Raw genomic sequence first — 25985 nt, forward strand, 5'->3', positions numbered from 1 at the left:
TGATGAGGCTACCTGAAAGTAGAAGCAAGAAAGAAGCAAAGCAAATGAACAAGCAGTTTGGCAAGGTGGCCGTATTGAACGGCGGATTCTCCAGCGAGCGCGAAGTGTCGCTCGATAGCGGCGCGGCCGTATTGGCCGCCTTGCAGAGCCGGGGCATCGATGCCCACCGGTTCGACCCGAAAGAGCAAGATATCCTGCAACTGAAAGCGCAGGGTTTTCAGGTAGCCTTCAATGTGCTGCACGGCACTTATGGCGAAGACGGCACCGTGCAGGCGCTACTCGATTCCATCGGCATCCCCTACACCGGCTGCGGCATGGCTGCCTCCGCACTGGGCATGGACAAATACCGCTGCAAACTGATTTGGCAGGCGCTCGGCCTGCCTGTACCCGATTTCGCCGTGTTGCACGATGATACCGATTTTGCCGCCGTGGAAGCCGAACTCGGCCTGCCGATGTTTGTGAAGCCCGCCGCTGAGGGCAGCAGCGTGGGTGTGGTGAAAGTGAAACAGCCTGGTGAGTTACCTAAAGCATACAGTGAGCTGCACGAACGCCGCCTGCACGGCGAAATCATCGCCGAACGCTTTATCGACGGCGGCGAATACACCTGTGCCGTGCTCGGCCAACAGGCGCTACCCAGCATCCGCATCATCCCGGCCACTGAGTTTTACGATTACGATGCCAAGTATTTCCGCGACGACACGGTGTACCAATGTCCCAGCGATCTGGACGAAGCTGGTGAGGAGGAAATCCGCCGCTTGGCCAAAGCGGGCTTTGAAGCCATCGGTGGGCGCGGCTGGGGTAGGGTGGATTTCCTGCGCAGCCGAAGCGGAAAGCTTTATTTGTTGGAAATCAATACAGTGCCGGGCATGACTAGCCACAGCTTAGTGCCGAAAGCTGCATCGCAAACCGGCTTGAATTTTGCCGACTTATGCGTTGAAGTATTGAGCCATGCGATTTTGGGATAATGCCGGCGCGCTCAAACGCATCTACAGCAGCCTCTATCTTCTGGCTGGCGTCGGCCTGATTGCGGTGGTGGTGATGTGGATGATGAATTCGCCATATTTCCCGGTGAAACTGGTGAAAATCGACGGCGACCTGCACCGCTTAAGTGCCGCCCAGCTGCAACAAACCGCCCATCTCCACATCCGCGGCAATATATTCAAAGCCGATTTGAACGAAGCACGGCAGGCGTTTGAAACGCTGCCTTGGGTGGCCAAGGCGGAGGTGCGCCGAATCTGGCCGGATACGGTGCAAATCCGGGTGGAAGAGCGGCAGCCTGTGGCGCGCTGGGAAGGCGGCGGGTTGGTAGATAGCGAAGGCAAAGGCTTTGATGCCCCCACCGATGAAAACTTTCCCGTATTTGCAGGCACGCCGGGAATGCGTAAAATTATGGTGGAGGAATTTCTTGAGTTCCAAGCCATCTTGGCGCCGACTAATTTGAAAATCAGCCGCATGGACTACAGCTCGCGCTCCTCACGGGAGCTGACTTTGGAAAACGGCATCCGGCTGCATCTTGGCCGCGTCGACGCGCCAAACCGTTTGCGCCGCTTTGTGCAGGCGTGGCATGAGATTTTGAAAGAACGCGCAGCAGACGTGCAATACGTGGATTTACGCTATAAAGACGGTTTCGCTGTGCGCTACAAACAGGACACAGCAGATGAAGACAACAACAGCAACCAACAACCGCAATCGGGCGGGCATGGCTGAAACAATTATTTTTTTCCTACCAGGCGGCGAGCTGCAAACAGTATTGAGTAATATGGCAAGTCGGGCCAATGTAGTAGGAAGAAATAAGTGCTTTAGCTATAAACAACCATTTCAACAATAAGCGAGACAGAGTTATGTCAAACAACAAACAACTGGTGGGCGCGCTGGACATCGGCACCTCGAAAACCATCGTTTTAATCGGCGAAGTGCAAAACGACGACGAAATCCATATTATCGGCTTCGGCCAGACGCCGTCGCACGGCCTGAAGGCCGGCATGGTGACCAATATCGATGCCACCGCCCAAGCCATCACCCAGGCCATGGAAGAAGCCCAGCTGATGGCCGACTGCCAAATCGGCAGTGTGGTAACCGGTATTGCCGGCAACCATATCCGTAGCATGAATTCGCAGGGCGTAGTGAAAATTAAGGAAGGCGAGGTGATGCAGGCCGATATCGATCGTGCCATCGAAACCGCCAAGGCTGTAAATATCCCGCCAGATCACCAGATTTTGCACACTGTGGTACAGGAGTACATCATTGATAACCAGCCCGGTGTGCGCGAGCCCATCGGTATGAGCGGTGTGCGGCTGGATACACGCATCCATATCGTAACCGGCGCGGTTACTGCCATGCAGAACATTCAAAAATGTATCGAACGCTGCGGCCTGCACATCGACAATATGATTCTGCAGCCCTTGGCCAGCGGCCGTGCTGTGCTGACTGAAGACGAGAAAGAACTGGGCGTGTGCGTCATCGATATCGGCGGTGGTACGACCGATATCGCCGTGTACACCAACGGTGCTATTCGCCATACTGCTGTGATTCCGGTGGCCGGAGACTTGATTACCCGTGATTTGGCGCAAGCCCTGCGCACCCCTTATAACGCTGCCGAATACATCAAAATCAACCATGGCGTGGCCTTGGCTACTGGTGATGGTTTGGATGAAATGATTGAAGTGCCCAGCGTGGGCGATCGCAGCCCGCGCCAGATTTCACGCCGTGTGTTGGCCAGCGTTATCGGCCCGCGTGTGGAAGAAATTTTGGAGCTAACCCGCAATGAGCTGCACCGTTCCGGCTTCCCCGAAGAAGTGCTCACCTCGGGCGTGGTACTCACCGGCGGTGCATCTTTGCTCTCCGGCGTGGTGGAACTAGCCGAAGACGTGTTCAACCTGCCCGCCCGCATTGGAGTGCCACAGGAAATGGGCGGCTTGTCAGAGCGTATCCGCAATCCGCGCTATGCTACCGCCATCGGCCTTCTGCAAACCGCTGCCGAGTACAGTAATCAACATGGCGCGCACAACATCGTAAGGCAGGCCGCAGACGGCGATTCTATTTTCTACCGTCTCAAAGAGTGGCTGAAAAACAATTTCTAAGCTTTTTGCTTATTCTTGCACACAAAATCCGTTCAAACCTTTATAATACGGGCGATTTCAGTTTTCAGGTAGCCTTCCGGGGCGCAAAAGGAGTGTTAAATGCAGTTGGTTTATGATGTTGTCGAATCCGCAGCCAGTCCGGCGGTCATTAAAGTTATCGGTATTGGTGGCGGTGGCTGTAATGCTATTAACAATATGATAGACAACACGGTACAAGGCGTTGAGTTTATTAGTGCCAACACCGATGCCCAATCTTTACAGGGCAGCAAAGCGCCTAAACGTATCCAGTTGGGTACTAACTTGACCAAAGGTTTGGGTGCCGGCGCCAATCCGGAAACCGGCCGCAATGCTGCGTTGGAAGATCGTGAAACTATTGCGGATGCCATCCAAGGCGCCAATATGCTGTTCATCACCACTGGTATGGGTGGTGGTACCGGCACTGGTGCTGCTCCGGTGGTGGCCGAAATCGCTCGCGAGCTGGGTATCCTGACCGTGGCTGTGGTTACCCGCCCGTTCGAACACGAAGGCAAACGTATCCAGATCGCCAAAGACGGCTTGGAAACCCTGAAAAACCAAGTAGACTCGCTCATTGTTATCCCGAACGACAAGCTGATGACCGCCCTAGGCGAAGATGTAACTGTGCGCCAGGCATTTCGTGCCGCCGATAACGTGTTGCGCAACGCGGTGGCCGGTATTGCCGAAGTGATTACCTGCCCCGGTATGATCAACTTGGACTTCGCTGACGTACGTAATGTAATGGGTATCATGGGCATGGCCATGATGGGTTCTGGTTTCGCACAAGGCATCGACCGTGCCCGTTTGGCTACCGAGCAGGCAATTGCCAGCCCGCTGCTGGACAATGTAACGCTGGAAGGCGCGCGTGGCGTGTTGGTGAACATCACTACCGCCCCCGATGGTCTGACCATGAAAGAGTACAAAGAAATCATGTCGGTAGTGAGCGAATATGCTCATCCTGATGCCGAATTGAAATACGGTACAGCCGAAGATGCTGCCATGCAGGAAGGCGAAATCCGCGTTACTATCATTGCCACCGGCCTGAAAGAGCAGGGCGATAACAGCCAGAGCAGCAACCTGCGTATGGTGAAATCTGCTCAAGCCACCGGCACAGACGGCGCATTCCCGGAAATCGACAGCGTTATCCGCTCCGGCCGCACTGCCCGTACCATGAATTTGGCTGCTTCTGATTTTGCCAACCAGTCTGTGTTGGACGATTTCGAAATTCCGGCGGTGATCCGCCGCCAGGCTGATTAAGCCCAGTTTGGTTCTTAATAAAACCTGCCTCTTTCGAGGCAGGTTTTTGCTCATTTGATATTTTAAGGCTACCTGAAAGGAGAGGGGTGCTTTGGTTTCGATGAAAATAGCTAAAACTCTTTGATTCATACGGCATTGGTTCGCCTTGCCGTATGCCTGTACTATCTTCGGTTCACCTCCTTATATGAAGTGAAGTTTTACAGTTATATATCTCCAATGCAAAATCAGCAAAGGCTACCTGAAAGATTTCAGGTAGCTTTTTATTCCATTTTCAATTAGGAATGATACGGTGCTGCTTAGATTTGCCGATTTAGAACGACTAAACCATACGGGTGCAGCGGATTTTTAGTAGAAGCAGCGTGTACCAAACAGGTTTCAAGCCGCTATGCTAATTTTGTGGAACAGCCGCAGGCAGTTGGTGGTGGTGGCTTGGATAATGTTTTCCAAGCTGTCATCACGCAATTGGGCAACGAAGGCGGCGGTATGGCGTACGTAGGCGGGCTCATTGGGTTTGCCGCGTTTTGGCACGGGTGCGAGGTAGGGAGCGTCGGTTTCCACCAGCAGCCTGTCGAGCGGCACGTAGCGGGCGGCTTCTTGGATGGCGGTGGCGTTTTTGAAGGTGACGATGCCGGAGAAGGAGATGTAGAAGCCTAAATCCAAGGCTAGTTTGGCGGCGTGTACGTCTTCGGTAAAGCAGTGGATAACGCCGGCGTGGGCTTGATGTTCGCGCAGCAGGCGCATGGTATCGGCAGCAGCATCGCGGGTGTGGACAACAAGTGGCAAGCCGCTGCGGTTGGCAGCTTCGATATGCAGGGCGAAGCGTTGGTGCTGCCAGGCCAAATTGCCTTTGCACCAATGATAATCCAAGCCGGTTTCGCCGATGCCCACCACTTTGGGCAGGGCGGCGCGTTCCAGCAGTTCTTCCAGGCTGAATTCTTCGGCTTCTGGATCGTCGGGGTGGATGCCGACAGTGGCGTAGATGTTGGGGTGATTTTGGGCGATGGCGTACACTTCTTCGAAACTCTGCCGGCTCACGCTGATGGCAATGGCTTTATCCACACCGGCCTCGGCCATGTTGGCGAGGACTTCAGGTAGCCTTTGGGCGAGGTCGGGGAAGTTGAGGTGGCAGTGCGAATCGATCAGCATGGCTACATGGTGTAGGTGGCACGGTCGGTATGCAGCAGGCCGGGCAGTTGGTCTTCGATGTAGTTTTTACATTTGATGCCGGTTTCGTCGTCGCCGAAAGCGAGGCCTACGCCTTGCGGCTGGCCGTTGGTGGTACGGCTGAGGTTGATCCACACTACGCGGGTGCGCAGGAAGAATTTTTCTGGATTGTCAAACAGTTCCAATACCAACAGCACTTCTTCGCCCATTTTGAATTCGTCGTTGGTGGGCACAAAAATGCCGCCATGTTCCAGAAACGGCATGTAGCTGTAGTAGGCGATGGGTTTGTCTTTGAGGCTAACGCTCATCATGCGGCCGGGGGCGCTGTCGGAGGGGGTGCTCATTGGTATGTCCTTGTTGTGAGTAAGTAGAGTGAAGGCCAAATATAGCTAAATTGCTTATTGCCTCAGCCAATGCCAAATGGTGGTTTGGCGGTTATTTTCTTAAAGTGGTTTGTTTTGCCAAAAGGCAAGATAACTGGTTAACAAATTTTCAATCTGCATTCTAACACTTAAGGTGTGCCGGCCGTAAGGGCTGAGGCGGTTTAGGGTGTGTACCAGTTGGAATAAGGTTGTCCCCTGGGTGCGGGAGGCTACCTGAAAAATGGCGGCTTGGTGTTGCGGGTAGTAGAGCGGGGGCAGGTTTTGTTGGGCGAGCGCGATATCGGCCAGCCATTTGTGCAGCCAGTCGAGAAACACGGCCAGCGGCCATTTTTGTTTGTCGAAGGCGGCGGCGTAATCCAGCATGGCCAACAGGCGCGGTTTGGCCAGCAGTTGGCACAGCTCTTCGCGCATGGTGTCTTGTTCCGGTTCGGCTGCAAACAGTGGGGCGCCGCTGTGGAAGGCAAGTAGGGCTTCGGCTTGAGGGGTGTTTTGCATTTTCAGGTAGCCTAAGGCTTCTTCGGCGCTTGGGGCGGGCAGCAGGAAGGGGCGGCAGCGGCTTTTAATGGTGGGCAGCAGGCGGTCTTTGTTGTGGGTCACCAAAAGGAATACCACCGATGCAGGCGGCTCTTCCAGCATTTTCAACAGCGCGTTGGCGGCTTGGGTATTCATGGTTTCTGCCGGCTGCACCAGCACCACGCGTAGCCCGCCGCGCACGGAGCTTTGCAGCAGTGGCGATAGCACGGCACGCACGGCATCGATTTTGATTTGCAGCAGCTTGCGCGCGCTTTCGCCTTCGGCAGGCAACTCGGGCGCGAGTTCGTAGTAGTCCGGATGGCTGCCTTGGGCGAACAGATGGCAGGAAGGGCAGCTACCGCAGGGCTGGTGTTCGGCCTGCGGCTGTTCGCACAACAGCGCCTGCGCCAGATGGTGGGCAAACGCGGTTTTGCCGGTATCGCGCCGGCCGGTAAGCAACCAAGCGTTGGGGCGGTTGCTCCATTGGGCAGCCAACTGCCGCCAAGCGGATTCATGCCAAGGATAAATCATAGGAAAACGTGAAGGCTACCTGAAAAGAGATTGGCCGTTTAAAAATGGAGTGAATGAAAATAAGACTGCTACGGCGTGGGTTCGCCGCCATGTTAATCCGCTATGGCAAGAGGCTACCTGAAAACGAAGCAGGGACGGCACTACGCCTTCTTCCCCCATTTGGCTTTGGCGATTTCCACCGCCATCGGCAGCACGGACACCGCGATGATGCCGATCACCACCAGCCCGAAATTGTTTTTCACCACCGGCAGTTCGCCGAAGAAGTAGCCCGCATAAGTGAGCAGCCCCACCCACATCAGCGCACCGATGATATTGTAGCGGATAAAGCGGCCGTAATGCATATTGCCCATGCCCGCCACAAAAGGCGCAAAGGTGCGCACAATCGGCACGAATCGCGCCAGGATAATCGTTTTGCCGCCGTATTTTTCGTAGAAAGCATGGGTTTTATCCAGATACTCGCGTTTGAACACGCGCGAATCCGGTTTGGCAAACAGCTTTTCGCCGAAATACTTGCCGATGGCGAAGTTTACCGCATCGCCAATCACTGCCGCCACCAAGAGCAGCGTGGCCGCTATATGCACATTCATCCCGCCCAGTGCCGCCACCGCGCCGGCGGCAAACAAGAGCGAATCGCCCGGCAGAAAGGGCGTAACCACCAGCCCGGTTTCGCAAAACACGATGAGAAACAGGATGGCATAAATCCACAAGCCGTAGGTTTGAGTGAGCTCGATGAGGTGTTGGTCGATATGCAGAACAAAATCAATCAGGCTGGCAAGCATGGGGAAACCGCAAATAAAAAGAACGGGCGGCATTGTAAGGCAAGAGGGGGCGGGCTGAAAGGGCTGCGTGCAAACCGCGCTGCAAACGCCGTTTTTTGCCGCCGGTTAGATGATGCAATTTTTCAGGTAGCCTCAGAGGGGCTAGAGGCTACCTGAAAGTTTCTTTTTCTTAGAAACGCTGTTACTCCGTATTTTCAGGTAGCCTTTCGGCTGCTTGAAATGCTTTTTTCGGTTAGAATCGGCGGCATTTACCTATTTGCCTGTTTCCCCTATTTTCGAGGAGTTGTTATGTCGCAATACGTCTATTCCATGTTGCGCGTGAGCAAGGTTGTGCCGCCGCAGAAAACTATCATTAAAGATATTTCCCTTTCTTTCTTCCCCGGCGCGAAAATCGGCCTGCTCGGTTTGAACGGCGCAGGCAAATCCACCGTGCTGCGGATTATGGCGGGCATGGATAAGGAATTTGAGGGCGAAGCCGTACCGATGAGCGGTATCAAAATCGGCTATTTGCCGCAAGAGCCGGAGCTTGATCCTGAGAAAACCGTACGTGAGGAAGTGGAAAGCGGTTTGGGCGAAGTGGCAGCCGCGCAGAAACGTTTGGAAGAAGTGTATGCCGAGTACGCCAATCCCGATGCGGATTTTGACGCGTTGGCGGAAGAGCAGGGCCGCTTGGAAGCGATTATCGCAGCGGGTTCGTCCACCGGCGGCGGTGCGGAACACGAATTGGAAATCGCTGCCGATGCGTTGAGGCTACCTGAATGGGATGCCAAAATCGGCAATCTGTCCGGCGGTGAAAAACGCCGCGTCGCTTTGTGCAAACTCTTATTGAGCAAGCCCGACATGCTGCTGCTGGACGAGCCGACCAACCACTTGGATGCGGAATCGGTGGAATGGCTGGAGCAATTCTTGGTGCGCTTCCCCGGTACAGTCGTCGCGGTAACACACGACCGCTACTTCTTGGACAACGCCGCCGAATGGATTTTGGAACTCGACCGCGGCTACGGTATTCCGTGGAAAGGCAATTACTCGTCTTGGCTGGAGCAGAAAGAAAAGCGTTTGGAAAACGAGGCGAAATCCGAAGCCGCGCGCGTGAAAGCGATGAAGCAGGAATTGGAATGGGTGCGCCAAAATGCCAAAGGCCGCCAAGCCAAGTCCAAAGCGCGTCTGGCGCGTTTTGAGGAAATGAGCAACTACGAATACCAAAAACGCAATGAAACGCAGGAAATCTTTATTCCCGTCGCCGAGCGTTTGGGTAATGAAGTGATTGAATTTGTGAACGTTTCCAAATCGTTCGGCGATAAAGTGCTGATTGACGATTTGAGCTTCAAAGTGCCTGCGGGCGCGATTGTCGGTATCATCGGCCCGAACGGCGCGGGTAAATCGACGCTGTTCAAAATGATTGCGGGCAAAGAGCAGCCTGATTCCGGCGAAGTGAAAATCGGGCAAACCGTGAAAATGAGCCTGATCGATCAAAGCCGCGAAGGTTTGCAAAACGACAAAACCGTGTTCGACAACATCGCCGAAGGCCGCGATATTTTGCAGGTTGGGCAATTTGAAATCCCCGCCCGCCAATATTTGGGACGCTTCAACTTCAAAGGCAGCGACCAAAGCAAAATCGCGGGGCAGCTCTCCGGCGGCGAACGCGGGCGTTTGCACTTGGCGAAAACCTTGTTGAGCGGCGGCAATGTGTTGCTGCTGGACGAACCGTCCAACGACCTCGACGTGGAAACCCTGCGCGCGCTGGAGGAAGCATTGCTGGAATTTGCCGGCAGCGTGATGGTGATTTCGCACGACCGCTGGTTCCTCGACCGCATCGCCACGCATATTTTGGCGTGCGAAGGCGATTCCAAATGGGTGTTCTTCGACGGCAACTATCAGGAATACGAAGCCGACAAGAAACGCCGACTTGGCGAAGAGGGCGCGAAACCGAAACGTATCCGCTACAAACCGGTAACCCGCTAAAGCACAAAGAGGCTACCTGAAAACCGCAGGCTTGGTTTTCAGGTAGCCTCAATTTATCCAGCCAAACCAAAGGACAAACATGAACTGGCAGCAACTGCTCAGCACTAAGCGTTTCAAGCCCGAGAACGGCCGGCTGGTGGCCACCGTTACCCCCTCCAGCCAAGAAGGCGCGGATGCGCTGCGCACCGATTTTCATATCGATTACGACCGCGTGGTGTTTTCCGGCTCGTTCCGGCGGCTGGGGCGCAAAACGCAGGTGCACCCCTTTGCCGAACACGACCACACCCACAACCGCCTCACCCACAGCGTGGAAGTGGCCAGCGTGGGGCGCAGCCTAGGCAACCGTGTGGGCGTGATGCTGGCTAAGGGTGGTTTCTTACCGCCGGAGAATACGCCATCCGATATCGGCGCTGTGGTTCAGGTGGCCTGCCTTGCACACGATATGGGCAACCCGCCTTTCGGCCACACTGGCGAAGAGGCCTTGCGCGATTGGTTCCGTAATCCCGAGCATGTAGGCTACCTGAAACACCTGGCCGAAGCCGAACGGCGCGACGTGCAAACCTACGAAGGCAATGCCCACAGCCTGCGCATTTTGGCCAATCTTGAAATGTATCAGCATCGCGGTGGTATGCGGCTTACCGCCGCCTCTATTGGCGCGTTGCTCAAGTATCCGTGGACTACCTCCGCACCGCAAGGTTTGAAAAAATTCAATATTTATCAAACCGAGCTGCCGTTTATCGAATGCGTGGCCGCCGAATTGGGGCTACCTGAAATCGCCGCGCACCATTGGAGCCGCCACCCCCTGTCCTACCTGATGGAAGCAGCAGACGACATCTGCTACGCGCTCCTGGATTTGGAAGACGCGGTGGAGCTCGGCCTGTTGGACGACCGCGAAGTGGAAAACGTATTGCAGGGCATGGTGCACATCGACAAACTCTGGCCAGAGCAATCCGCCCGCCAGCGCTGCGCCATGCTGCGCGGCATGGCCATCGGCCGCACCATCGACGACATGGCGCAAACCTTTATGCTGCACCATGCCGACTTGCTCTCCGGCAACTTCCAGGGCAAAGACCTGCTCAGCGTGTGCACGCCTGAAGTGCGCGATACGTTGGAAGGAGCAAAAGAGCTGGCACGCACCCGTGTGTTCCGCCACCAGAGTAAGCTGATTACCGAAATCGCCGCCTTCCCCTGCATCGGCTCGATTCTCAACCTGCTCGTGCCCGCCGCCTTCGCTTACATCACCAAAGCACACATCGGCACACGCCAATCGCTGGCCTTGGAGCTGCTGCGCGACGACCCGTTGAACGAGCAAGACACGCTCTACACCGCCTACATGAAAATCCTCGATTTCGTCGGCGGCATGACCGACAACGCCGCCGCCCGGCTGGCGCGGGAAGTGTCCGGCATTGGGATGCTGTAGCCGTTGCCGGGCAGGGGCGGCCAATGTTTTAAGCAGTTTGGAAATATGCGCTGCAACATATTGGGGAAACAGCCAATCTTGTCGCCGGGCAAAACAAAGGCTACCTGAAACCACAGGTAGCCTTTATTGTAAGAGCGGTCGGCCAGCTTAATTGTCGCGATCCAAATCGGCTTTGTATTCGATATGGCCATGGCCTTTGCGTTCGATTTCCACATCCAATTCCTGATCGCCGCGCTGGAATTTAAGATCCGCATCGTGGGGTTTGATTTCGGATTCCACCAGGCGGAAGCCTTGGCTGCGGGCATGGCTGATAACGCGTTGTGCCAGCTGCCGCACGTCGTTGCCGCGCAGGTGGAATTTGGCTTCAAATTCGCCATCGTCTTGCGCTTCTGCCTTCACCACCTGCGCACCGCGCGGGCGGTAGATTTCGCGCGGCAGAGTATCGGCTGCGGCAAAAGAGGAGAAACCGGCCAGCATGGCGGCCAACAGCAAAGTTTTCTTCATGGGAATGTCCTTTTGGAAGGGTGGGGGAAACGGTGTGCATATTAATGGTGGCATAATCTTGCCGCAATAGGGCGGCGGGATTTTATCGCCAAAATACTTATTTTCCTGCTGCTATAGGTCGCCTCGCCATACCGGGCCTGCGCCAATGTATGAAGCAGTAACTATTTCAGCCATGCCGGGGTTGAAAACGGCTGGGCGGGCAAATGCAAAAGGCTACCTGAAACTTCAGGTAGCCTTTCCAATAGGGCAGGGCGCTTTATTGATACAGGCAATGCCGACGCCATTCCTGCCGCTGCTGCGGCGTGAGGATTTGAAGCAGGGCGTGTTGGGCGCGCAGGCTTTCCACTTCGCGCTGCATTTGCGGGGTGTATTTTTCGTTCACATAATGCCGTGCCATGTTTTCATCGAACACCGGGCCGGAGAGCACCAAGTTGGAAGCCTGTGTGGTGTATTGGCGCAGGTTGCGCGATTGTGCCACGAGGTTGTCCATCCGTTGGCGGTATTCGGCACGCACTTGGCGCAGCTGCTCCTGTTGGCTGCTGCTGAGCGCAAGCTGGCGCATATCGCAGTTGGGGCTGTCGGCCAAGGCAAGGCTGCCAGCAGTGAGCAGGATGGTGGAAAACACAATCCGGCAAAGGGTTTGGCGGCGGGGGAGGGGAGTCATGGGATTAACTCTTTAGATTCAGTGTCGAACCAAGTAAATTTATTGCTACCAGTATACGAATGACGGCGTGAAACACGGTATAATCTTGGTAAACCTGTGTAAACAACAATGTAGTGGAAATCACTACGTTTTTGGCACGATGTGCGATGAATTATAGTCCCATTTATAGAAGAAAGCACCAACATGACCCACTACCGTATCGCTCCGAGCATTTTATCTGCTGATTTCGCCCGTTTGGGCGAAGAAGTGCAGCGCGTGATTGCTGCCGGGGCCGACTGGATCCATTTTGATGTGATGGACAACCACTACGTGCCCAACCTCACTTTCGGGCCGATGGTGTGCGCCGCGCTCAAGCCTTATGCCACCGTGCCGCTGGATGTGCATTTGATGGTGGAGCCGGTGGACGAAATGATTCAGGCTTTTGCCAAGGCCGGTGCCGACATCATCACTTTCCACCCCGAAGCCAGCCGCCATATCGACCGCAGCCTGAGTCTGATCCGCGACAGCGGCTGCCGCGCCGGGCTGGTGTTCAACCCCGCCACGCCGGTGTATGTGTTGGAACATGTGTTAGACAAACTCGATGTGGTGCTGCTGATGTCGGTTAACCCCGGCTTTGGTGGGCAGAAATTTATTCCGCACACGCTGGAGAAAATCGAACAGGTGCGCTCACTCACCGACCTCTACGCCACCGAAAGCGGCCGCCGCATCCTGATTGAGGTGGATGGCGGCATCAAGGCCGACAACATCGCCGAAATCGCTGCGGCCGGTGCCGACACCTTCGTGGCCGGTTCCGCCATTTTCAATCAGCCCGACTACGCCTCAGTGATTGCCGAAATGCGTCGGCAGTTGGAAAAGGCCGGCGGTTGATACGGTAAAAGGCTACCTGAAACTTTACAGATACAGCGGAAGCACTTCATTTCTTCCTGCCGCGTGAGCCGCCTTGGCATACTTGGTATGGCTTGCAGCAGGGTAGGGGAATTGAGTGCTTCCGCTCAAGCTTTTTCAGGTAGCCAATGTTGCAGGCTACCTGAAAAACCAAACTGCAGCTTTCAGGTAGCCTCGTGCTGCAGCCCGCCTGAAACATTGATACAATTCCCCGTTTATTCTTAATCCCGCAGAAAGCCCGTCATGAAAGCCTCCCAGTTCTTTATTTCCACCCTCAAAGAAGCCCCCGCCGAAGCCGCGCTGGCCAGCCATAAGCTCATGCTGCGCGCCGGGCTGATTAAAGCCAACGCCTCCGGCCTCTACACTTGGATGCCTATGGGCTTGCGCGTGCTGCGCAAAGTGGAGGCCGTGGTGCGCGAAGAGATGAACCGCGCCGGCGCCATCGAGCTTTTGATGCCCGTTATCCAGCCGGCCGACTTGTGGAAAGAATCCGGCCGCTGGGATTTCTACGGCGACGAGCTGCTGCGCATCACCGACCGCCACGACAACACCTTCTGCTTCAGCCCCACCTGCGAAGAGCTGATTACCGACATCGTGCGCAAAGAAATCACCAGCTACAAACAGCTGCCCAAAAATTTCTACCACATTCAAACCAAATTCCGCGACGAGCGTCGTCCCCGCTTCGGCGTGATGCGCGCGCGCGAATTTGTGATGAAAGACGCCTATTCCTTCCACGCCGACTACGAATCGCTGGTGCGCGACGGCTACCAGCCCATGTATAACGCCTACTGCCGCGTGTTCGACCGCCTGGGCCTCGACTACCGCCCGGTGGCCGCCGACACCGGCAGCATCGGCGGCACCGGCTCGCACGAATTCCAAGTGCTGGCCGAAAGCGGCGAAGACGTCATCGCCTACAGCAGCGAATCCGATTTCGCCGCCAATATCGAGCTCGCCCCCACCTTGCGCCAAAGCGGCGAACGCGCCCCTGCGCAGGAAAAACTCGCCAAAGTGCACACCCCCGGTGTGAAAACCATTCCCGCGCTGGTGGAATTTTTGCAGATTCCGATTGAACGCACGCTCAAATCCATCGTGGTGGAAGGCGAAGAAGAGGGCGAACTCGTATTGCTGCTGCTGCGCGGCGACCACGAATTCAACGACATCAAAGCCGAAAAACTGCCCGGCGTGAAAAGCCCGCTGGCCATGGCTGCGCCCGAAGCCATTAAAGAAAAATTCGGCGCAAACGGCGGCTCGCTCGGCCCGGTGGGCTTCAAAGGCAAAGTGTATGCCGACTTCGCCGTGGAAAAACTGGCCGACACCGTGATCGGCGCCAATGAAGACGACCACCACTACACCGGCTTCAACTTCGGCCGCGACTGCCCCGAGCCCGAATTTGCCGACATCCGCAACGTGATCGCTGGCGACCCCAGCCCCGATGGCAAAGGCTACCTGAAACTCGCACGCGGCATTGAAGTGGGCCACGTGTTCCAGCTGCGCGACAAATATTCCGCCGCGCTGAACGCCTCGTTCTTGGACAACAACGGCAAATCACAAATCATGGAAATGGGCTGCTACGGCATCGGCATCACCCGCATCGTGGCCGCCGCTATCGAGCAGAACAACGACGAGCGCGGCATCATCTGGACTAACGCCATGGCGCCGTTCCAAGTCGTGATCGTGCCGATGAACTACAAAAAATCCGAAGCCGTGCGCGAGGCCGCCGATAAAATCTATGCCGAACTCACCGCCGCCGGAGTGGACGTGCTGCTCGACGACCGCGACGAACGCGCCGGCGTGCTGCTGGCCGACAGCGAACTGTTGGGCATCCCGCACCGCATCGCCATCGGCGACCGCGGCCTGAAAGAAGGCAAAGTGGAATACACCGAACGGCGCAGCGGCGAAACCGAACTGGTGGCGGCAGGCGAAATTGCCGCCAAGCCGAAAGGTTTGCTGGCTTAAGCATTGCGCCGGATTAGGGGCTACCTGAAAAACTTGGCTGGATAGAAGCTGCGTTTATTTTCAGGTAGCCTTTATGCCTCTGAGTTCTATCGATCCGCACAAACCGTTATTTAGCCCTCGGCCCGCTTTCCGCTACAATGCCGCTTTCCCCACAATACAACATAAAGGAACCCAATCATGGCACGTCTTCCCGTCCATACCGTAGAAACCGCCCCCGAAGCCGCCAAACCGCGCGTGGAAGCCGCGCTCAAGGCCAACGGCTTTATCCCCAACCTCATCGGCGTGCTGGCCAATGCACCCGAAGCCCTGGCGTTTTATCAGGAAGTGGGCAAGCTCAATGCCGCCAACAGCCTCACCCCCGGCGAGGTGGAAGTGGTGCAGATTATTGCTGCCAAAACCAACGAATGCGGCTTCTGCGTGGCCGGGCACACCAAAATCGCCACGCTGAAAAAACTGCTCTCCGAAAAAGCCATCCAAGCCTCGCGCCATCTGAACCCCGCCGAATTCGACGACGCCAAACTGGCCGCACTGGCCGCCTTCACCCGAGCCGTGATGGCGAAAAAAGGCGCGGTGTCCGATGCCGAGCTGCAAGCCTTTCTAGACGCGGGCTACAACAAACAGCAATCGGTGGAAGCGGTGATGGGCGTGGCGCTGGCCACCCTGTGCAACTACACCAACAACTTGGCGCAAACCGACATCAACCCCGAATTGCGCGATTACGCTTAAACACACGCAGCTTGCTGCGGTGAGCGAAACCAAAGGCTACCTGAAATTTCAGGTAGCCTTTGGTTATGGGGCGGCAGAGCTTTGCCGACAGGGTATAGTGGATTAACAAAAACCAGTACGGCGTTGCCTCGCCTTGCCGTACTATCTGTACTGTCTGCGGCTTCGTCGCCTTGTCCTGATTTTTGTTAATCCACTATAGGTTCAAGCCTTTGAGATTTTCAGGTAGCCTGTGCCGTTGCAGGCTACCTGAAAATCTGTGGGGCGGCCCGCTGCATTCATTTGCTTTGCCGCAAGCGGCCTGTTCCCGTTCGGTGTACAATGCTGCCGTTCAACCATCAACCCAGGAGCCACCCATGCCCAGCACCCAAACCCAGATTGCCGGTTTCTCGTTTGACAACTGCCTCATGAACGCCGCCGGCGTGGCCTGCATGAGCATTGCCGAATTGGAAGAAGTGAAAAACTCCGCCGCCGGCAGCTTTGTTACCAAAACCGCCACCCTCGAGCCGCGTGCCGGCAACCCAGAGCCGCGCTATCGCAACGTGCCGCTGGGCAGCATCAACTCCATGGGCCTGCCCAACCACGGCATCGATTATTACCTCGACTACCTGCTCGACCTGCAAAACCGCGAGCCGAACCGTACCTTCTTCCTCTCCCTGGTGGGCATGTCGCCCAGCGAAACTCACACCCTCCTGCGTAAAGTGGAAGAAAGCGGCTTTAGTGGCCTCACCGAGCTCAACCTTTCCTGCCCCAATGTGCCGGGCAAGCCGCAGATTGCCTACGATTTTGAAATCACGGAAAAAATTCTCGGCGACGCTTTTGCTTATTTTAGCAAACCGCTGGGCATCAAGCTGCCGCCCTATTTCGATATCGTCCACTTCGACCAAGCTGCCGCCATTTTCAACAAATTCCCGCTTAAATTTGTGAACTGCGTCAATTCCATTGGTAACGGCCTGTATGTGGAAGACGAAACCGTGATCATCCGCCCCAAAAACGGCTTCGGCGGCATCGGCGGCGAATACATCAAACCCACGGCGCTGGCCAATGTGCACGCTTTCTACCAGCGGCTCAACCCCTCCATTCAAATCATCGGCACCGGCGGCGTGCTCACCGGCCGCGATGCTTTCGAACACATCCTGTGCGGCGCCAGTATGGTGCAAGTGGGTACCACCCTGCATAAAGAAGGCGTTCCTGCCTTCACCCGCATTACCGAAGAGCTGAAAGCCATCATGGTTGAAAAAGGCTATGAAACGCTGGACGATTTCCGCGGTAAATTGAAATATTTGGACTAGCCGAAAACGGCGTATCAAACAATAAAGGCTACCTGAAAAATTTCAGGTAGCCTTTTTAAATCGGGCAGGATTGGTGCTGTTTGCCTGCGTTATGGGATTATCCTGTTTATATGGCAATCCAGTTTGTTATCAATTAAGAAAGAAAATCATCCATGTTCTTGTTATCAGGCGTAAAATGGGCACTACCAACACTGCTTTAAGGAGAGTAATCATGCACGAGAAACAGATAAAACTCATCGCTTATGCCTCCATTATCGCGCTTTGGTTGGTGTGGCTGGCGGATCTGGCGATAGACATCCGCACCATGTTCGACGACGGTTTTTGGCAGGCGCTGGCAAATCTTGCACCGTGGCGTGTGGAAGTGGCTACATTTGCCCTGTTCCTTTTTCCGTTTGTATCGGGTGGCGTGTATGTGCTCAATAGGGGTTTGCGGCAGCCCTGGTTATGCCTAATGCTGGTGTTTCTGTTTAGTACGGTGTGCATTTATATGCACAGCAGCTATTTTTATTTCGCCCGCGCTGCTGCGTACCATGCCACGCTGTCGGGCGTGGAACGTGAGGCGGTGGGTGCTTTGCTGGCGGAATACCAGTCGTTTAAAAATATTTTCGGCGCGGTATTTCTGATTGGCGTGCTGGTGGTCAGCGTGTGGCTGTTTGCCGTGGTGGCGGCTGGGAAAACAGTGTTTCCGCGCGCCTTCGCTCTGCTCAGCCCGCTGACGGGCGTGCTGTTGGGCAGAATGCTCAGAGTTGTTTATTCGTCTGCCGCTGGAACGCTGTATCCCGTACTCATCCCGTCTTTCTGGATGGCTTTGCTGTTTACCGTTTATCTGCTGTATTTGCTGCGATACGGGCAAATGAACGAATAAGTGGCTACGTAAAAGATTGGCACCAAAAGGCTACCTGAAATTTCTAGTTGCGCAGAAACTACGCTGCGCGGTACTTTCAGGTAGCCTTTTTATATCCGCAGCTAAGCTGCCATGTGGGTTTAAAAATGGTTTTTCAATTCGCGCAGGGCGGTGAAGACTTGTTCTTCGCTGTGCAGGCTTTGGCCGGCGAGTTCGGTAGTGCGGGAGGCTACCTGAAAATCGGCGGTGCGCAGGAAGGGGTTGATTTGCCGCTCATGGGCAAGGGATACGGGTAAGGTGGGGGTGTGCACGGCGGAGGCCAGGCTGCAGGCGATCTCGGGGTTGTGCGGCTCGATGTGTGCGGCGAAACGCAGGTTGGCGGCGGTGTATTCGTGGGCGGGGTAGAGCAGGGTGTTTTCAGGTAGCCTGTTGATGCATTGCAGGGAGGCGAAGAGTTGGGCGGGGGTGCCGTCGAAAACGCGGCCGCAGCCGGCGGAAAAGAGGGTGTCGCCGCAGAAGAGATGGGCTTGCCCGCCTGCTTGCAGCAAGTAGCTGAGGTGGGTTTGGGTGTGGCCGGGGGTGTGCCAAACTTCCACTTGGCTTTGCCAGAGCGGCCAGCGGCTGCCTTCGCTTACGGTGTGGGTGGCGTGTGGGATGTCGTGGTTGGCGTAAATGCGGCAGTCGGGGAACTGGCGGATGAGCTCGGGCAGGCCGGCGGTGTGGTCGGCGTGGTGGTGGGTAATCCAGATTTGGCGCAGCGCCAGGCCGTGGGCTTTCAGGTAGCCTGCTACGGGGGCGGCGTCGCCGGGGTCGATGCAGACGGCTTCGTTGCCTTGTTGGAGCAGCCAGATGTAGTTGTCGGCAAGGGCTTGGATAGGAGTGATTTTGAACATGATGGCGATGTTAATAAATTGACAAAAGGGTGGCCGATTGCTAGCCTTCACAGCATTTTACACGATAAGGGAGCGGCAGATGACCGCTGTGGATTATGTAGTGAATTTGGTGTTGAGTGGGATTTTGATTGTGGGGGCGTATCAGTTTTATTTTTTCACCCAGCGCCACCCGCTGCGACCGGCACAGGTGCTGAATTCGCCACTGGATGAGAAGATTCCGTTTGTGGCTTGGTGGTCGTGGGTGTATAGCTTTTTGTATTATCCGGCAATTTTGTATTTAAACTGGCTGATGGCGGATTCGCGCCAGTTTGTGATGACGGCGTTTAGCTTTTTGATTTTGCTGTTTGTACAAATGGTGTTTTTCTGGCTGTGGCCGGTGTCCACGCCGCCGCACTGGCGCAGTGTGAACACGGGCAAAACGGCTTCGGAGAAGTTTTTGCTGTTTGTGCAGAAGTTCGACCAATCCACCAACTGCTTCCCGAGCATGCACGTTTCGGTGGCGATGCTTACGGCCATGTATGCCTACCCGAGCATGGGCGCGGTGGCGTTTGCCTTTCCGGTGTTGATCGCGCTTTCTTGTATGTTTACCAAGCAGCACTATCTGATGGATTTGCCCGCCGGTGCGTTTTTAGGCTGGCTGGTGTTTAAGCTGTATGGCTGGCTGATGTTGGGATAAATGAGAAGGCTACCTGAAAGTCCCAGGTAGCCTTTTTTACTGCGAGGGTCAGCTAGGAGGCGGCATTGTTATGCCGCTGTTTGAAGTGTCGGGCTGTTCAAGTTTTCAGGTAGCCTGAAGTCTTTGCCAAACAGTATGCATTTGGTACAGGGTGGGTTTATACTCACTCTGTTTTCAATGGATTGTACGGGCTAAGTCTCAATCTTAAGCAAAGGCGGGCAGGCAATCTGCCATTAAACAACAGGGCATGGTTTTCAGCCTGTTAGGCTGGATAGAGGCTACCTGAAAAATTGGCGCGGATATCAGCGCTCGCGGCGTACGCTTTGTCGCCAGCGGCCGTTCACGAGCCGTTTGGTGGTGATTTCGATGTAAGCGCCGTTGGCTTGTCGGCTATCCCATGTGGTGACGGCGATTTTACGCGGAGCGCGACCAGGGATAATCTGCCAGGTTTCTTCGGCGTGGAAGCAGCAGCCGTCGCGGGCAGCGGTGGTCAGGGTGTGGCGGGCGGCATCCACGCGGAACATACCCATGTAGTCGGAGGCGAGCTCGGTGAGCTCGCGGCTTTTAACGAAGCGACCGGATTGGGTCTGCACGTAGATATCGTAGCTGGGGCTGCTGTAGTAGCCACCATTGCCGTTGCGGATGGCCAGGTCGAGTTTGCCGTCGAAGTTGTAGTCACCCATTTGCACATCACTTGGCCACAATCCATTGTTGTGGAAAGCGAGTTGTTCGCTGCGGAAGCTTTGCGAGAAGCTGCCGTGGCGCAGGGTAACTTGGGCTGGGCCCATGCAAATCATGCCATCTCTGTCGCAGCTGTCGCTTTGCACTTCGGCCTGCCAGCCGGGAGGCAGTTTATTCGCATCTACCGTTAGACTGCGGGCGTGGGCGGTGAGGGGCAGAATGGCGAGCAGGAGCAGTAGGGAGGGTTTCATGGCGATCTCCAAGGGTGAGGAAAGGGTTGGGGTGTATTGTAGCAGCAAAATCAGGCGGCTGGCTTGATATAGGTGGATATTTTTCAGGTAGCCTGAATCAGCGGTTTTGGCAAAACGGGGCAAATCGGGCATGATTCGGTTTGGACGAACTGCAAACAGGAAAAGGGCAAATGGAGATTTATCTGGTGGGCGGTGCGGTGCGCGATGCCTTGTTTGGGCGGGAAGTGAAAGACCGCGATTGGGTGGTGGTGGGCGCCGATGCGCTGGCCATGCTCGCGGCGGGCTATCAGCCGGTGGGCAAGGATTTTCCGGTGTTCCTGCACCCCGAAACACATGAAGAATACGCCCTGGCGCGCACCGAGCGCAAAACCGGGCGCGGCTATGCCGGCTTCACTTTCCATGCCGAGCCGGACGTTACCCTGGAGCAAGACCTGCAACGGCGCGACCTCACCATCAACGCCATGGCGCAGGATGAGGCCGGGCAGATTATCGACCCCTTCGGCGGGCAGGCCGATTTGGACGCGGGCGTATTGCGCCACGTTTCTCCCGCCTTCGCCGAAGACCCGGTGCGGATTTTGCGCACCGCGCGGTTTGCCGCCCGCTACGGTTTTCAGGTAGCCCCCGAAACCCTGCGCCTGATGGCGGATATGGTGCAAAACGGCGAAGCCGATGCGCTGGTGGCCGAGCGCGTATGGCAGGAATTTGCGCGCGGGCTGATGGAGGCGCGGCCGGTGCGCATGATTGAAGTGCTGCGCCAATGCGGCGCGCTCGCCGTGCTGCTGCCCGAAGTGGAAGCCCTGTTCGGCGTGCCGCAGCGCGCAGACTACCACCCCGAAATCGACTGCGGCATCCACACCCTGCTCACCCTGCAAAGCGCCGCCGATGCCGGATTGAGCCTGCCCGAACGCTACGCCGCGCTGCTGCACGATTTGGGCAAAGCCGCCACCGCGCCCGAAATCCTGCCCGCACACCACGGCCACGAAGAAGCTGGCGTACCGCTGGTGCAGGCGGTTAATCAGCGCTGGAAAGTGCCCAAAGCCTGCGCCGACTTGGCCGTGCAGGTGTGCCGCTGGCACGGACGGCTGCATAAAGCGGCCGAATTGCGCCCGCAAACCGCCGCCAAAATTTTGCAGCAAACCGATGCCTACCGCCGCCCCGAACGCTTCGCCGCCATGCTCAATGTGTGCCGCGCCGACGCGCAAGGCCGCCTCGGCTTCGAACACGCCGCCTACCCGCAGCGCGACCACTGGCTTGCCCTGCTCGCCGCCGCGCAGCAAACCGACACCGCCGCCATCGCCGCCGCCCACGCCGAGCAACCGCAACGCATCGCCGAAGCCATCGCCGCCGACAGGCTGGCGCGGATTAAACCCTTGCAGGAAGCGTATCGGCGGGAGCAGGAGAGGGCTACCTGAAAAATGACACCGCCGCGTCGCCGATGCCGGCAGCATCCTGCCGTCAAAGAAGTGAAAACCAGGCAGGAACGGCGGGATACTCAATATCGCTGAAGTTTATATTTTCAGGTAGCCTCCAGCAGGGATGAGGCTACCTGAAAAAGTATGGCCGAAATATTTCCTTTCCATCATGTTAGTTCGTTGCCCAGTAGGAAGGAATGTGCTTTGGCTATATTGCCCACCCTTTGCAGGCAGAGTGCTCATGCGCCGAATTTTGAACCGGCTATTAAGCCGTGCTTATTTGCTAAAAGGCAGCGGTTGCGGCTGTACATCGGGCATCGGCGCGATAGGGCTGAATTGCAGGCCGGTTTGCACGGGGGCGAATCGGGCACGGTCGCTTTCTTTGGGCAGGTAGAGGTCGCCTTTGTAGCCGCAGGAGCTCAGGAGCAGCGCAGCGGCGAGGGCGGGGAATAAGGTTCGCATCATCATCAACTCGAAATTGCCTGAAACAGGCGGCTGTGGCAAGATGGGGCATCTTAAACAAAAATGCCACCATACACAAACCATCATGACCGAGACCGAATTTTTGCGCTATTCCGACCAATTGTTTGCCTACATCGAAAACCAGCTCGACCAGTGCGGCGCCGATTTCGACTGCGAACACAACGGCAATGTGCTCACCATCGAGGCCGATAACGGTACGCAGATTATCGTAAACCGTCACACGCCGAACCAGGAGCTGTGGATTGCCGCCAAAAGCGGCGGCTACCACTTCGCCCTGCGCGACGGCGAATGGCGCTCCACCCGCGACGGCAGCAGCTTTTTCGCCATGCTGAATGAAGTATTGGGCGCGGCGGCGGGCGAAGCGGTGGAGATTGAGCCGCTGTAGTTTGAGCCGGCTGCCGCAGCTGTTGCGAATATATAAGGCTACCTGAAACCATGGCTGTGCCACGTTTCAGATAGCCTTTAGTTTGTTTGGTTCGTTGCCAAGGGGCTTGCTATTGCATTCTGTTTGTCATTTTTTAGCTGGCCTTGAATGCGTGAAAAGAGGCTACCTGAAACACGGCGTATACGGTTTCAGGTAGCCTTGGGTTCGGGCTGGTGTTGCGGCAGACGCTTTCAGGAAGTCGGCGCATTATTGATGCCGGATACGCCAGCAGCGGTGAATTTTGCGGTTGCGGAAATCTTCGGGCACGGATTGGCGGCTGATTTCGGCCACGGCATAGCGTTCGGCCACGGCGGGTTCAAGCTCGAAGCTGCGCAGGTTGTTGGAGAAATAAAGCGTGCCGCTGGGCTCGAGCAACTGCATGGCTTCGCGGATGAGGCGGGGGTGGTCGCGCTGGATGTCGAGGATGTCGAGCATTTTTTTGCTGTTGGAAAAGCTGGGCGGGTCCATCACGATGAGGTCGAAGCACTTGCCTTCGGCGGCGGCGTTTTGCAGGTATTGGAATACGTCGGCGCGGATGATGCGGTGCTGATCGGGGTTGATGTGGTTGAGCTCGAAGTTGCGCCGTGCCCAATCGAGATAGGTGTTGGACAAATCTACGGTTTCGCTGCTGGTGGCACCGCCGGTGGCGGCGTATACGCTGAAGCTGCCGGTGTAGGAAAAGAGGTTGAGGAAGCGTTTGCCTTGGGCTTCGCTGCCCACGAGGGCGCGGGTGTTTCGGTGGTCGAGGAAGAGGCCGGTGTCGAGGTATTTGTCGAGGTTTACCCAGAAGGCGCGGCCGTTTTCGTGCACGATAAAATCTTCGCCGCTGCGGCCGGTTTTTTCGTATTGGCTGCTGCCGCGCTGGCGGCTGCGCTGTTTGAGGTGGATGTGTTCGGCGGGAAAGCCGGTGATGAATTGCACGGCTTCCACCACTTCGGCCAGCCAGGCTTCGTATTCGGCGTGCTGCATGATCCAGCCGGTGTCGTATTCCTGCAGGTGGGCGTGGTTGCCGTAGATGTCGATGGCGAAGGGGTATTGCGGGATGTCGCGGTCGTAGAGCCGCCAGGCTTCGATGTTTTGCCGGCGTGCCCATTTGATGAGGTGTTTGGCGTTTTTGCCCAGCCGGTTGGCAAAGGCAGTGATTTCGCTCATATGAGGGCTACCTGAAAAGTGGAAAAAGGAATGCGGCTATTTTACGGTTAATTGCCCATCGCTCCAAACGGGCCTCTGTGGCTTTCAGGTAGCCTTTTCGGTAGATAGGTGTAAATCCAAAGATTTTGCTTGACCGAACTCGGATAAACGCCTAAGATGCCACCTCTTTTTTGTTCGAAGCCATCGTCTTCAGCCCCCGCAGTTTTATAGCTGCGTCTGTTTGCCGCATTTTGCGTGCAATCCTTCTCTGCTTCGCAGGTTGTCGCCGATGCCACTCCAAGCGTTTTGCTTGCGACAATCTTTTGCGTAACCTCCAGCGGGTTGCCCTCACTTTCCTTGCTGTGTTAGCCCGTTTTGCCGTACTGCCTGTACCGTTTGCGGCTCGCCCTAGTATTGAAAGTGAATGAATCCCGCCTCTTTCTGTTAGCGCATCCTTTTGCTTCGCGGCTGCCCGTTTTGTGCGGGCGGAAAGTATTGTTGTCCTTTTGGAAACACATGACCATCCAATTCAGCGACCTGATGCACGATAAAAACCTGCTCGCCGCCCTGCGTTCTGCCGGCTACATCGAGCCCACCCCCATCCAAACCCAAGCCCTGCCCGCCGCCATCGACGGCCGCGACATCATGGCTTCGGCGCAAACCGGCTCCGGCAAAACTGCCGCTTTCCTGCTGCCCAGCCTGCAGCGCATCACCCGCCGCAGCGACAAGCCCGGCAAAGGCCCGCGCATTCTCGTGCTTACGCCCACGCGCGAGCTGGCGGCGCAGGTGGAAAAAAACGCCAAAATCTACGCCCAAAACATGAAATGGCTGCGCACCGTTACCTTGGTGGGCGGCTCATCTTTCGGCTTCCAAATCAAGGCGCTGGCCAAGCCGATTGATTTGGTGGTGGCCACGCCCGGCCGCCTGATGGACCACATGCGCAGCGGCCGCATCGATTTCGACCGCCTCGAAGTGCTGGTGCTCGACGAAGCCGACCGCATGCTGGATATGGGCTTTATCGATGACATCGAAACCATCGTGGCCGCCACGCCCGAAAGCCGTCAAACCCTGCTCTTTTCCGCCACTTGGGACGGCGCCGTGGGCAAACTCGCCCGCCGGCTCACCAAAAATCCCGAAGTGATTGAAATCGAGCGCGAAGACAACCAGGGCAAAATCGACGAGCAGCTCTTTTACTGCGACGACAAAAACCATAAAAACCGCCTGCTCGACCATATTTTGCGCGATGCCAATATCGACCAGTGCATCATCTTCACCAGCACCAAAGCCATGAGCGAACAGCTGGCCGACGAGCTCTACGAAAAAGGCTTCGCCGCCAACTGCCTGCACGGCGACATGCCGCAAAACTGGCGCAACCGCACGCTGATGGATTTGCGCAAAGGGCGCATCAAAGTGCTGGTGGCCACCGATGTGGCCGCGCGCGGCATCGACGTGCCCAGCATTACCCACGTAATCAACTACGACCTGCCCAAACAGGCCGAAGACTACGTGCACCGCATCGGCCGCACCGGCCGCGCCGGCCGCCACGGCCTCGCCCTTACTTTTGCCGAAGTGAACGAATATGTGGCGGTGCACAAAATCGAAAAATACCTCGGCCGCAAGCTGCCCGAGTTCACCATCGAAGGCATGGAGCCCACTCGCAAGCGCAGCAAAGCCCCGCGCAAAGCCAAAGGCGGCTGGAAACAAAAAGGCGGCCGCAAGCCCAACGGCAGCAGCAAACCCTTCGGCCGTCCTGCCGGCAACCCGCGCGGTAAAGCCCGCAAACCAGCCGCCCAAGGCCGCCGCGCCTGATATGGTTGAACCATTTTTCCCCTGTTAGGCGAAGCGACGCAGCAGGGGGAAATAAGTGTTTGAGCTATGGCCGGCTCAGTAGCAGCTGGCTGTAAAGAATAAAGGCTACCTGAAAATTGGGAAGCGGCACGAAATTGCCGGATTGTTTTCAGGTAGCCCTTAGTTTGCTCGGATGATTGGCTTGTTTGCCCGGCTTAAAGTAAGATGATTGGCTGTTGGAGTGTAGCGAGAACGCTTCCCTGTGCATGAACAC

Annotated in this window: 25 protein-coding genes; 15 read left to right on the forward strand and 10 right to left on the reverse strand. The window is 56.2% G+C overall.

The features are described 5' to 3' along the window. Positions 1–44 precede the first annotated feature (44 nt). The 4 genes from A7Q03_RS04240 (at position 45) to ftsZ (ending at position 4352) form a co-directional block, all read left to right on the forward strand. Complete coding sequence (locus tag A7Q03_RS04240; protein WP_067447633.1) at positions 45–965, forward strand: D-alanine--D-alanine ligase; 921 nt, start codon at positions 45–47, stop codon at positions 963–965. Next, positions 949–1707, forward strand: coding sequence for a cell division protein FtsQ/DivIB (locus A7Q03_RS04245; RefSeq protein ID WP_067447635.1), 759 nt, complete (start codon positions 949–951; stop codon positions 1705–1707). Before A7Q03_RS04240 ends, A7Q03_RS04245 begins: the two co-directional genes overlap by 17 nt. 134 nt (positions 1708–1841) lie before the next feature. Next, complete coding sequence (ftsA, locus tag A7Q03_RS04250; RefSeq protein WP_067447637.1) at positions 1842–3080, forward strand: cell division protein FtsA; 1239 nt, start codon at positions 1842–1844, stop codon at positions 3078–3080. Positions 3081–3179: 99 nt separating this feature from the next. Beyond that, the gene (gene ftsZ / locus A7Q03_RS04255; protein WP_067447640.1) at positions 3180–4352 is read left to right on the forward strand and encodes a cell division protein FtsZ; all 1173 of its coding nucleotides are present in this window, start codon (positions 3180–3182) and stop codon (positions 4350–4352) included. A gap of 375 nt (positions 4353–4727) precedes the next feature. Here the strand turns inward: ftsZ and A7Q03_RS04260 are convergent, their stop codons facing one another. The 4 genes from A7Q03_RS04260 to A7Q03_RS04275 all read right to left on the reverse strand — a co-directional run bounded on the left by A7Q03_RS04260 (position 4728) and on the right by A7Q03_RS04275 (position 7722). Beyond that, positions 4728–5498 (reverse strand): TatD family hydrolase, encoded by a 771-nt coding sequence (locus A7Q03_RS04260; protein WP_067447642.1) that lies wholly within the window; start codon positions 5496–5498, stop codon positions 4728–4730. Positions 5499–5500: 2 nt separating this feature from the next. Next, positions 5501–5860 carry a PilZ domain-containing protein gene (locus A7Q03_RS04265; RefSeq protein WP_067447644.1) on the reverse strand — a complete coding sequence of 120 codons (360 nt, stop codon included), beginning with the start codon at positions 5858–5860 and terminating at the stop codon, positions 5501–5503. Positions 5861–5959: 99 nt separating this feature from the next. Then, positions 5960–6943 carry a DNA polymerase III subunit delta' gene (gene holB, locus A7Q03_RS04270; RefSeq protein ID WP_067447646.1) on the reverse strand — a complete coding sequence of 328 codons (984 nt, stop codon included), beginning with the start codon at positions 6941–6943 and terminating at the stop codon, positions 5960–5962. 140 nt (positions 6944–7083) lie between these two features. Continuing rightward, positions 7084–7722 (reverse strand): DedA family protein, encoded by a 639-nt coding sequence (locus A7Q03_RS04275; protein WP_067447648.1) that lies wholly within the window; start codon positions 7720–7722, stop codon positions 7084–7086. 288 nt (positions 7723–8010) lie between these two features. On the opposite strand from A7Q03_RS04275, the gene ettA reads away from it, so the two are divergent. Next, positions 8011–9684: an energy-dependent translational throttle protein EttA gene (gene ettA, locus A7Q03_RS04280; RefSeq protein WP_067447650.1), complete on the forward strand. Its 1674-nt coding sequence runs from the start codon at positions 8011–8013 to the stop codon at positions 9682–9684. Between the two features lie 79 nt (positions 9685–9763). After that, positions 9764–11104, forward strand: a complete 1341-nt coding sequence (locus tag A7Q03_RS04285; RefSeq protein WP_067447652.1) for a deoxyguanosinetriphosphate triphosphohydrolase — start codon at positions 9764–9766, stop codon at positions 11102–11104. Positions 11105–11251: 147 nt separating this feature from the next. Here the strand turns inward: A7Q03_RS04285 and A7Q03_RS04290 are convergent, their stop codons facing one another. Both A7Q03_RS04290 and A7Q03_RS04295 read right to left on the reverse strand, forming a co-directional pair. After that, the gene (locus A7Q03_RS04290) at positions 11252–11608 is read right to left on the reverse strand and encodes a hypothetical protein (RefSeq protein ID WP_067447657.1); all 357 of its coding nucleotides are present in this window, start codon (positions 11606–11608) and stop codon (positions 11252–11254) included. Between the two features lie 256 nt (positions 11609–11864). Beyond that, positions 11865–12272 (reverse strand): Spy/CpxP family protein refolding chaperone, encoded by a 408-nt coding sequence (locus A7Q03_RS04295; protein WP_067447659.1) that lies wholly within the window; start codon positions 12270–12272, stop codon positions 11865–11867. A gap of 183 nt (positions 12273–12455) precedes the next feature. On the opposite strand from A7Q03_RS04295, the gene rpe reads away from it, so the two are divergent. The 5 genes from rpe to A7Q03_RS04320 all read left to right on the forward strand — a co-directional run bounded on the left by rpe (position 12456) and on the right by A7Q03_RS04320 (position 17993). Next, positions 12456–13139 carry a ribulose-phosphate 3-epimerase gene (gene rpe, locus A7Q03_RS04300; RefSeq protein WP_067447660.1) on the forward strand — a complete coding sequence of 228 codons (684 nt, stop codon included), beginning with the start codon at positions 12456–12458 and terminating at the stop codon, positions 13137–13139. Between the two features lie 261 nt (positions 13140–13400). Beyond that, positions 13401–15113: a proline--tRNA ligase gene (locus A7Q03_RS04305; protein ID WP_067447662.1), complete on the forward strand. Its 1713-nt coding sequence runs from the start codon at positions 13401–13403 to the stop codon at positions 15111–15113. A gap of 177 nt (positions 15114–15290) precedes the next feature. Further along, on the forward strand, positions 15291–15839 hold the full coding sequence (locus A7Q03_RS04310; protein ID WP_067447664.1) for a carboxymuconolactone decarboxylase family protein: 549 nt from the start codon (positions 15291–15293) through the stop codon (positions 15837–15839). 353 nt (positions 15840–16192) lie between these two features. Continuing rightward, the gene (locus A7Q03_RS04315) at positions 16193–17128 is read left to right on the forward strand and encodes a dihydroorotate oxidase (protein ID WP_067447666.1); all 936 of its coding nucleotides are present in this window, start codon (positions 16193–16195) and stop codon (positions 17126–17128) included. A gap of 211 nt (positions 17129–17339) precedes the next feature. Next, positions 17340–17993, forward strand: coding sequence for a DUF6796 family protein (locus A7Q03_RS04320; protein WP_067447668.1), 654 nt, complete (start codon positions 17340–17342; stop codon positions 17991–17993). A 119-nt stretch (positions 17994–18112) separates the two neighbouring features. Here the strand turns inward: A7Q03_RS04320 and gloB are convergent, their stop codons facing one another. Continuing rightward, positions 18113–18865 carry a hydroxyacylglutathione hydrolase gene (gloB, locus tag A7Q03_RS04325; RefSeq protein ID WP_067447670.1) on the reverse strand — a complete coding sequence of 251 codons (753 nt, stop codon included), beginning with the start codon at positions 18863–18865 and terminating at the stop codon, positions 18113–18115. 79 nt (positions 18866–18944) lie between these two features. Here gloB and A7Q03_RS04330 point away from each other — a divergent pair, with 79 nt between their 5' ends. Then, on the forward strand, positions 18945–19541 hold the full coding sequence (locus A7Q03_RS04330; RefSeq protein ID WP_067440539.1) for a phosphatase PAP2 family protein: 597 nt from the start codon (positions 18945–18947) through the stop codon (positions 19539–19541). A gap of 302 nt (positions 19542–19843) precedes the next feature. Here the strand turns inward: A7Q03_RS04330 and A7Q03_RS04335 are convergent, their stop codons facing one another. Next, the gene (locus A7Q03_RS04335; protein WP_067447671.1) at positions 19844–20605 is read right to left on the reverse strand and encodes a VCBS repeat-containing protein; all 762 of its coding nucleotides are present in this window, start codon (positions 20603–20605) and stop codon (positions 19844–19846) included. Positions 20606–20643: 38 nt separating this feature from the next. Between A7Q03_RS04335 and A7Q03_RS04340 the strand changes: the two genes are divergently transcribed. Then, the gene (locus tag A7Q03_RS04340; protein ID WP_067447674.1) at positions 20644–21885 is read left to right on the forward strand and encodes a multifunctional CCA addition/repair protein; all 1242 of its coding nucleotides are present in this window, start codon (positions 20644–20646) and stop codon (positions 21883–21885) included. A 276-nt stretch (positions 21886–22161) separates the two neighbouring features. On the opposite strand, the gene A7Q03_RS04345 is transcribed toward A7Q03_RS04340, so the two are convergent. Then, positions 22162–22353, reverse strand: coding sequence for a lipoprotein (locus A7Q03_RS04345; protein ID WP_082880678.1), 192 nt, complete (start codon positions 22351–22353; stop codon positions 22162–22164). 76 nt (positions 22354–22429) lie between these two features. Here A7Q03_RS04345 and cyaY point away from each other — a divergent pair, with 76 nt between their 5' ends. Then, entirely contained in the window at positions 22430–22753 is a 324-nt protein-coding gene (gene cyaY / locus A7Q03_RS04350) for an iron donor protein CyaY (RefSeq protein ID WP_067447855.1), read from the forward strand. Positions 22754–22999: 246 nt separating this feature from the next. On the opposite strand, the gene A7Q03_RS04355 is transcribed toward cyaY, so the two are convergent. Beyond that, on the reverse strand, positions 23000–23944 hold the full coding sequence (locus A7Q03_RS04355; protein WP_067447676.1) for a class I SAM-dependent methyltransferase: 945 nt from the start codon (positions 23942–23944) through the stop codon (positions 23000–23002). Positions 23945–24439: 495 nt separating this feature from the next. Here A7Q03_RS04355 and A7Q03_RS04360 point away from each other — a divergent pair, with 495 nt between their 5' ends. Continuing rightward, positions 24440–25732, forward strand: coding sequence for a DEAD/DEAH box helicase (locus A7Q03_RS04360; RefSeq protein WP_067447678.1), 1293 nt, complete (start codon positions 24440–24442; stop codon positions 25730–25732). The last annotated feature ends 253 nt before the right edge of the window (positions 25733–25985 follow it).

The sequence above is a fragment of the Eikenella sp. NML99-0057 genome (assembly GCF_001648535.1).
In the GTDB taxonomy this organism is placed as follows: domain Bacteria; phylum Pseudomonadota; class Gammaproteobacteria; order Burkholderiales; family Neisseriaceae; genus Eikenella; species Eikenella exigua.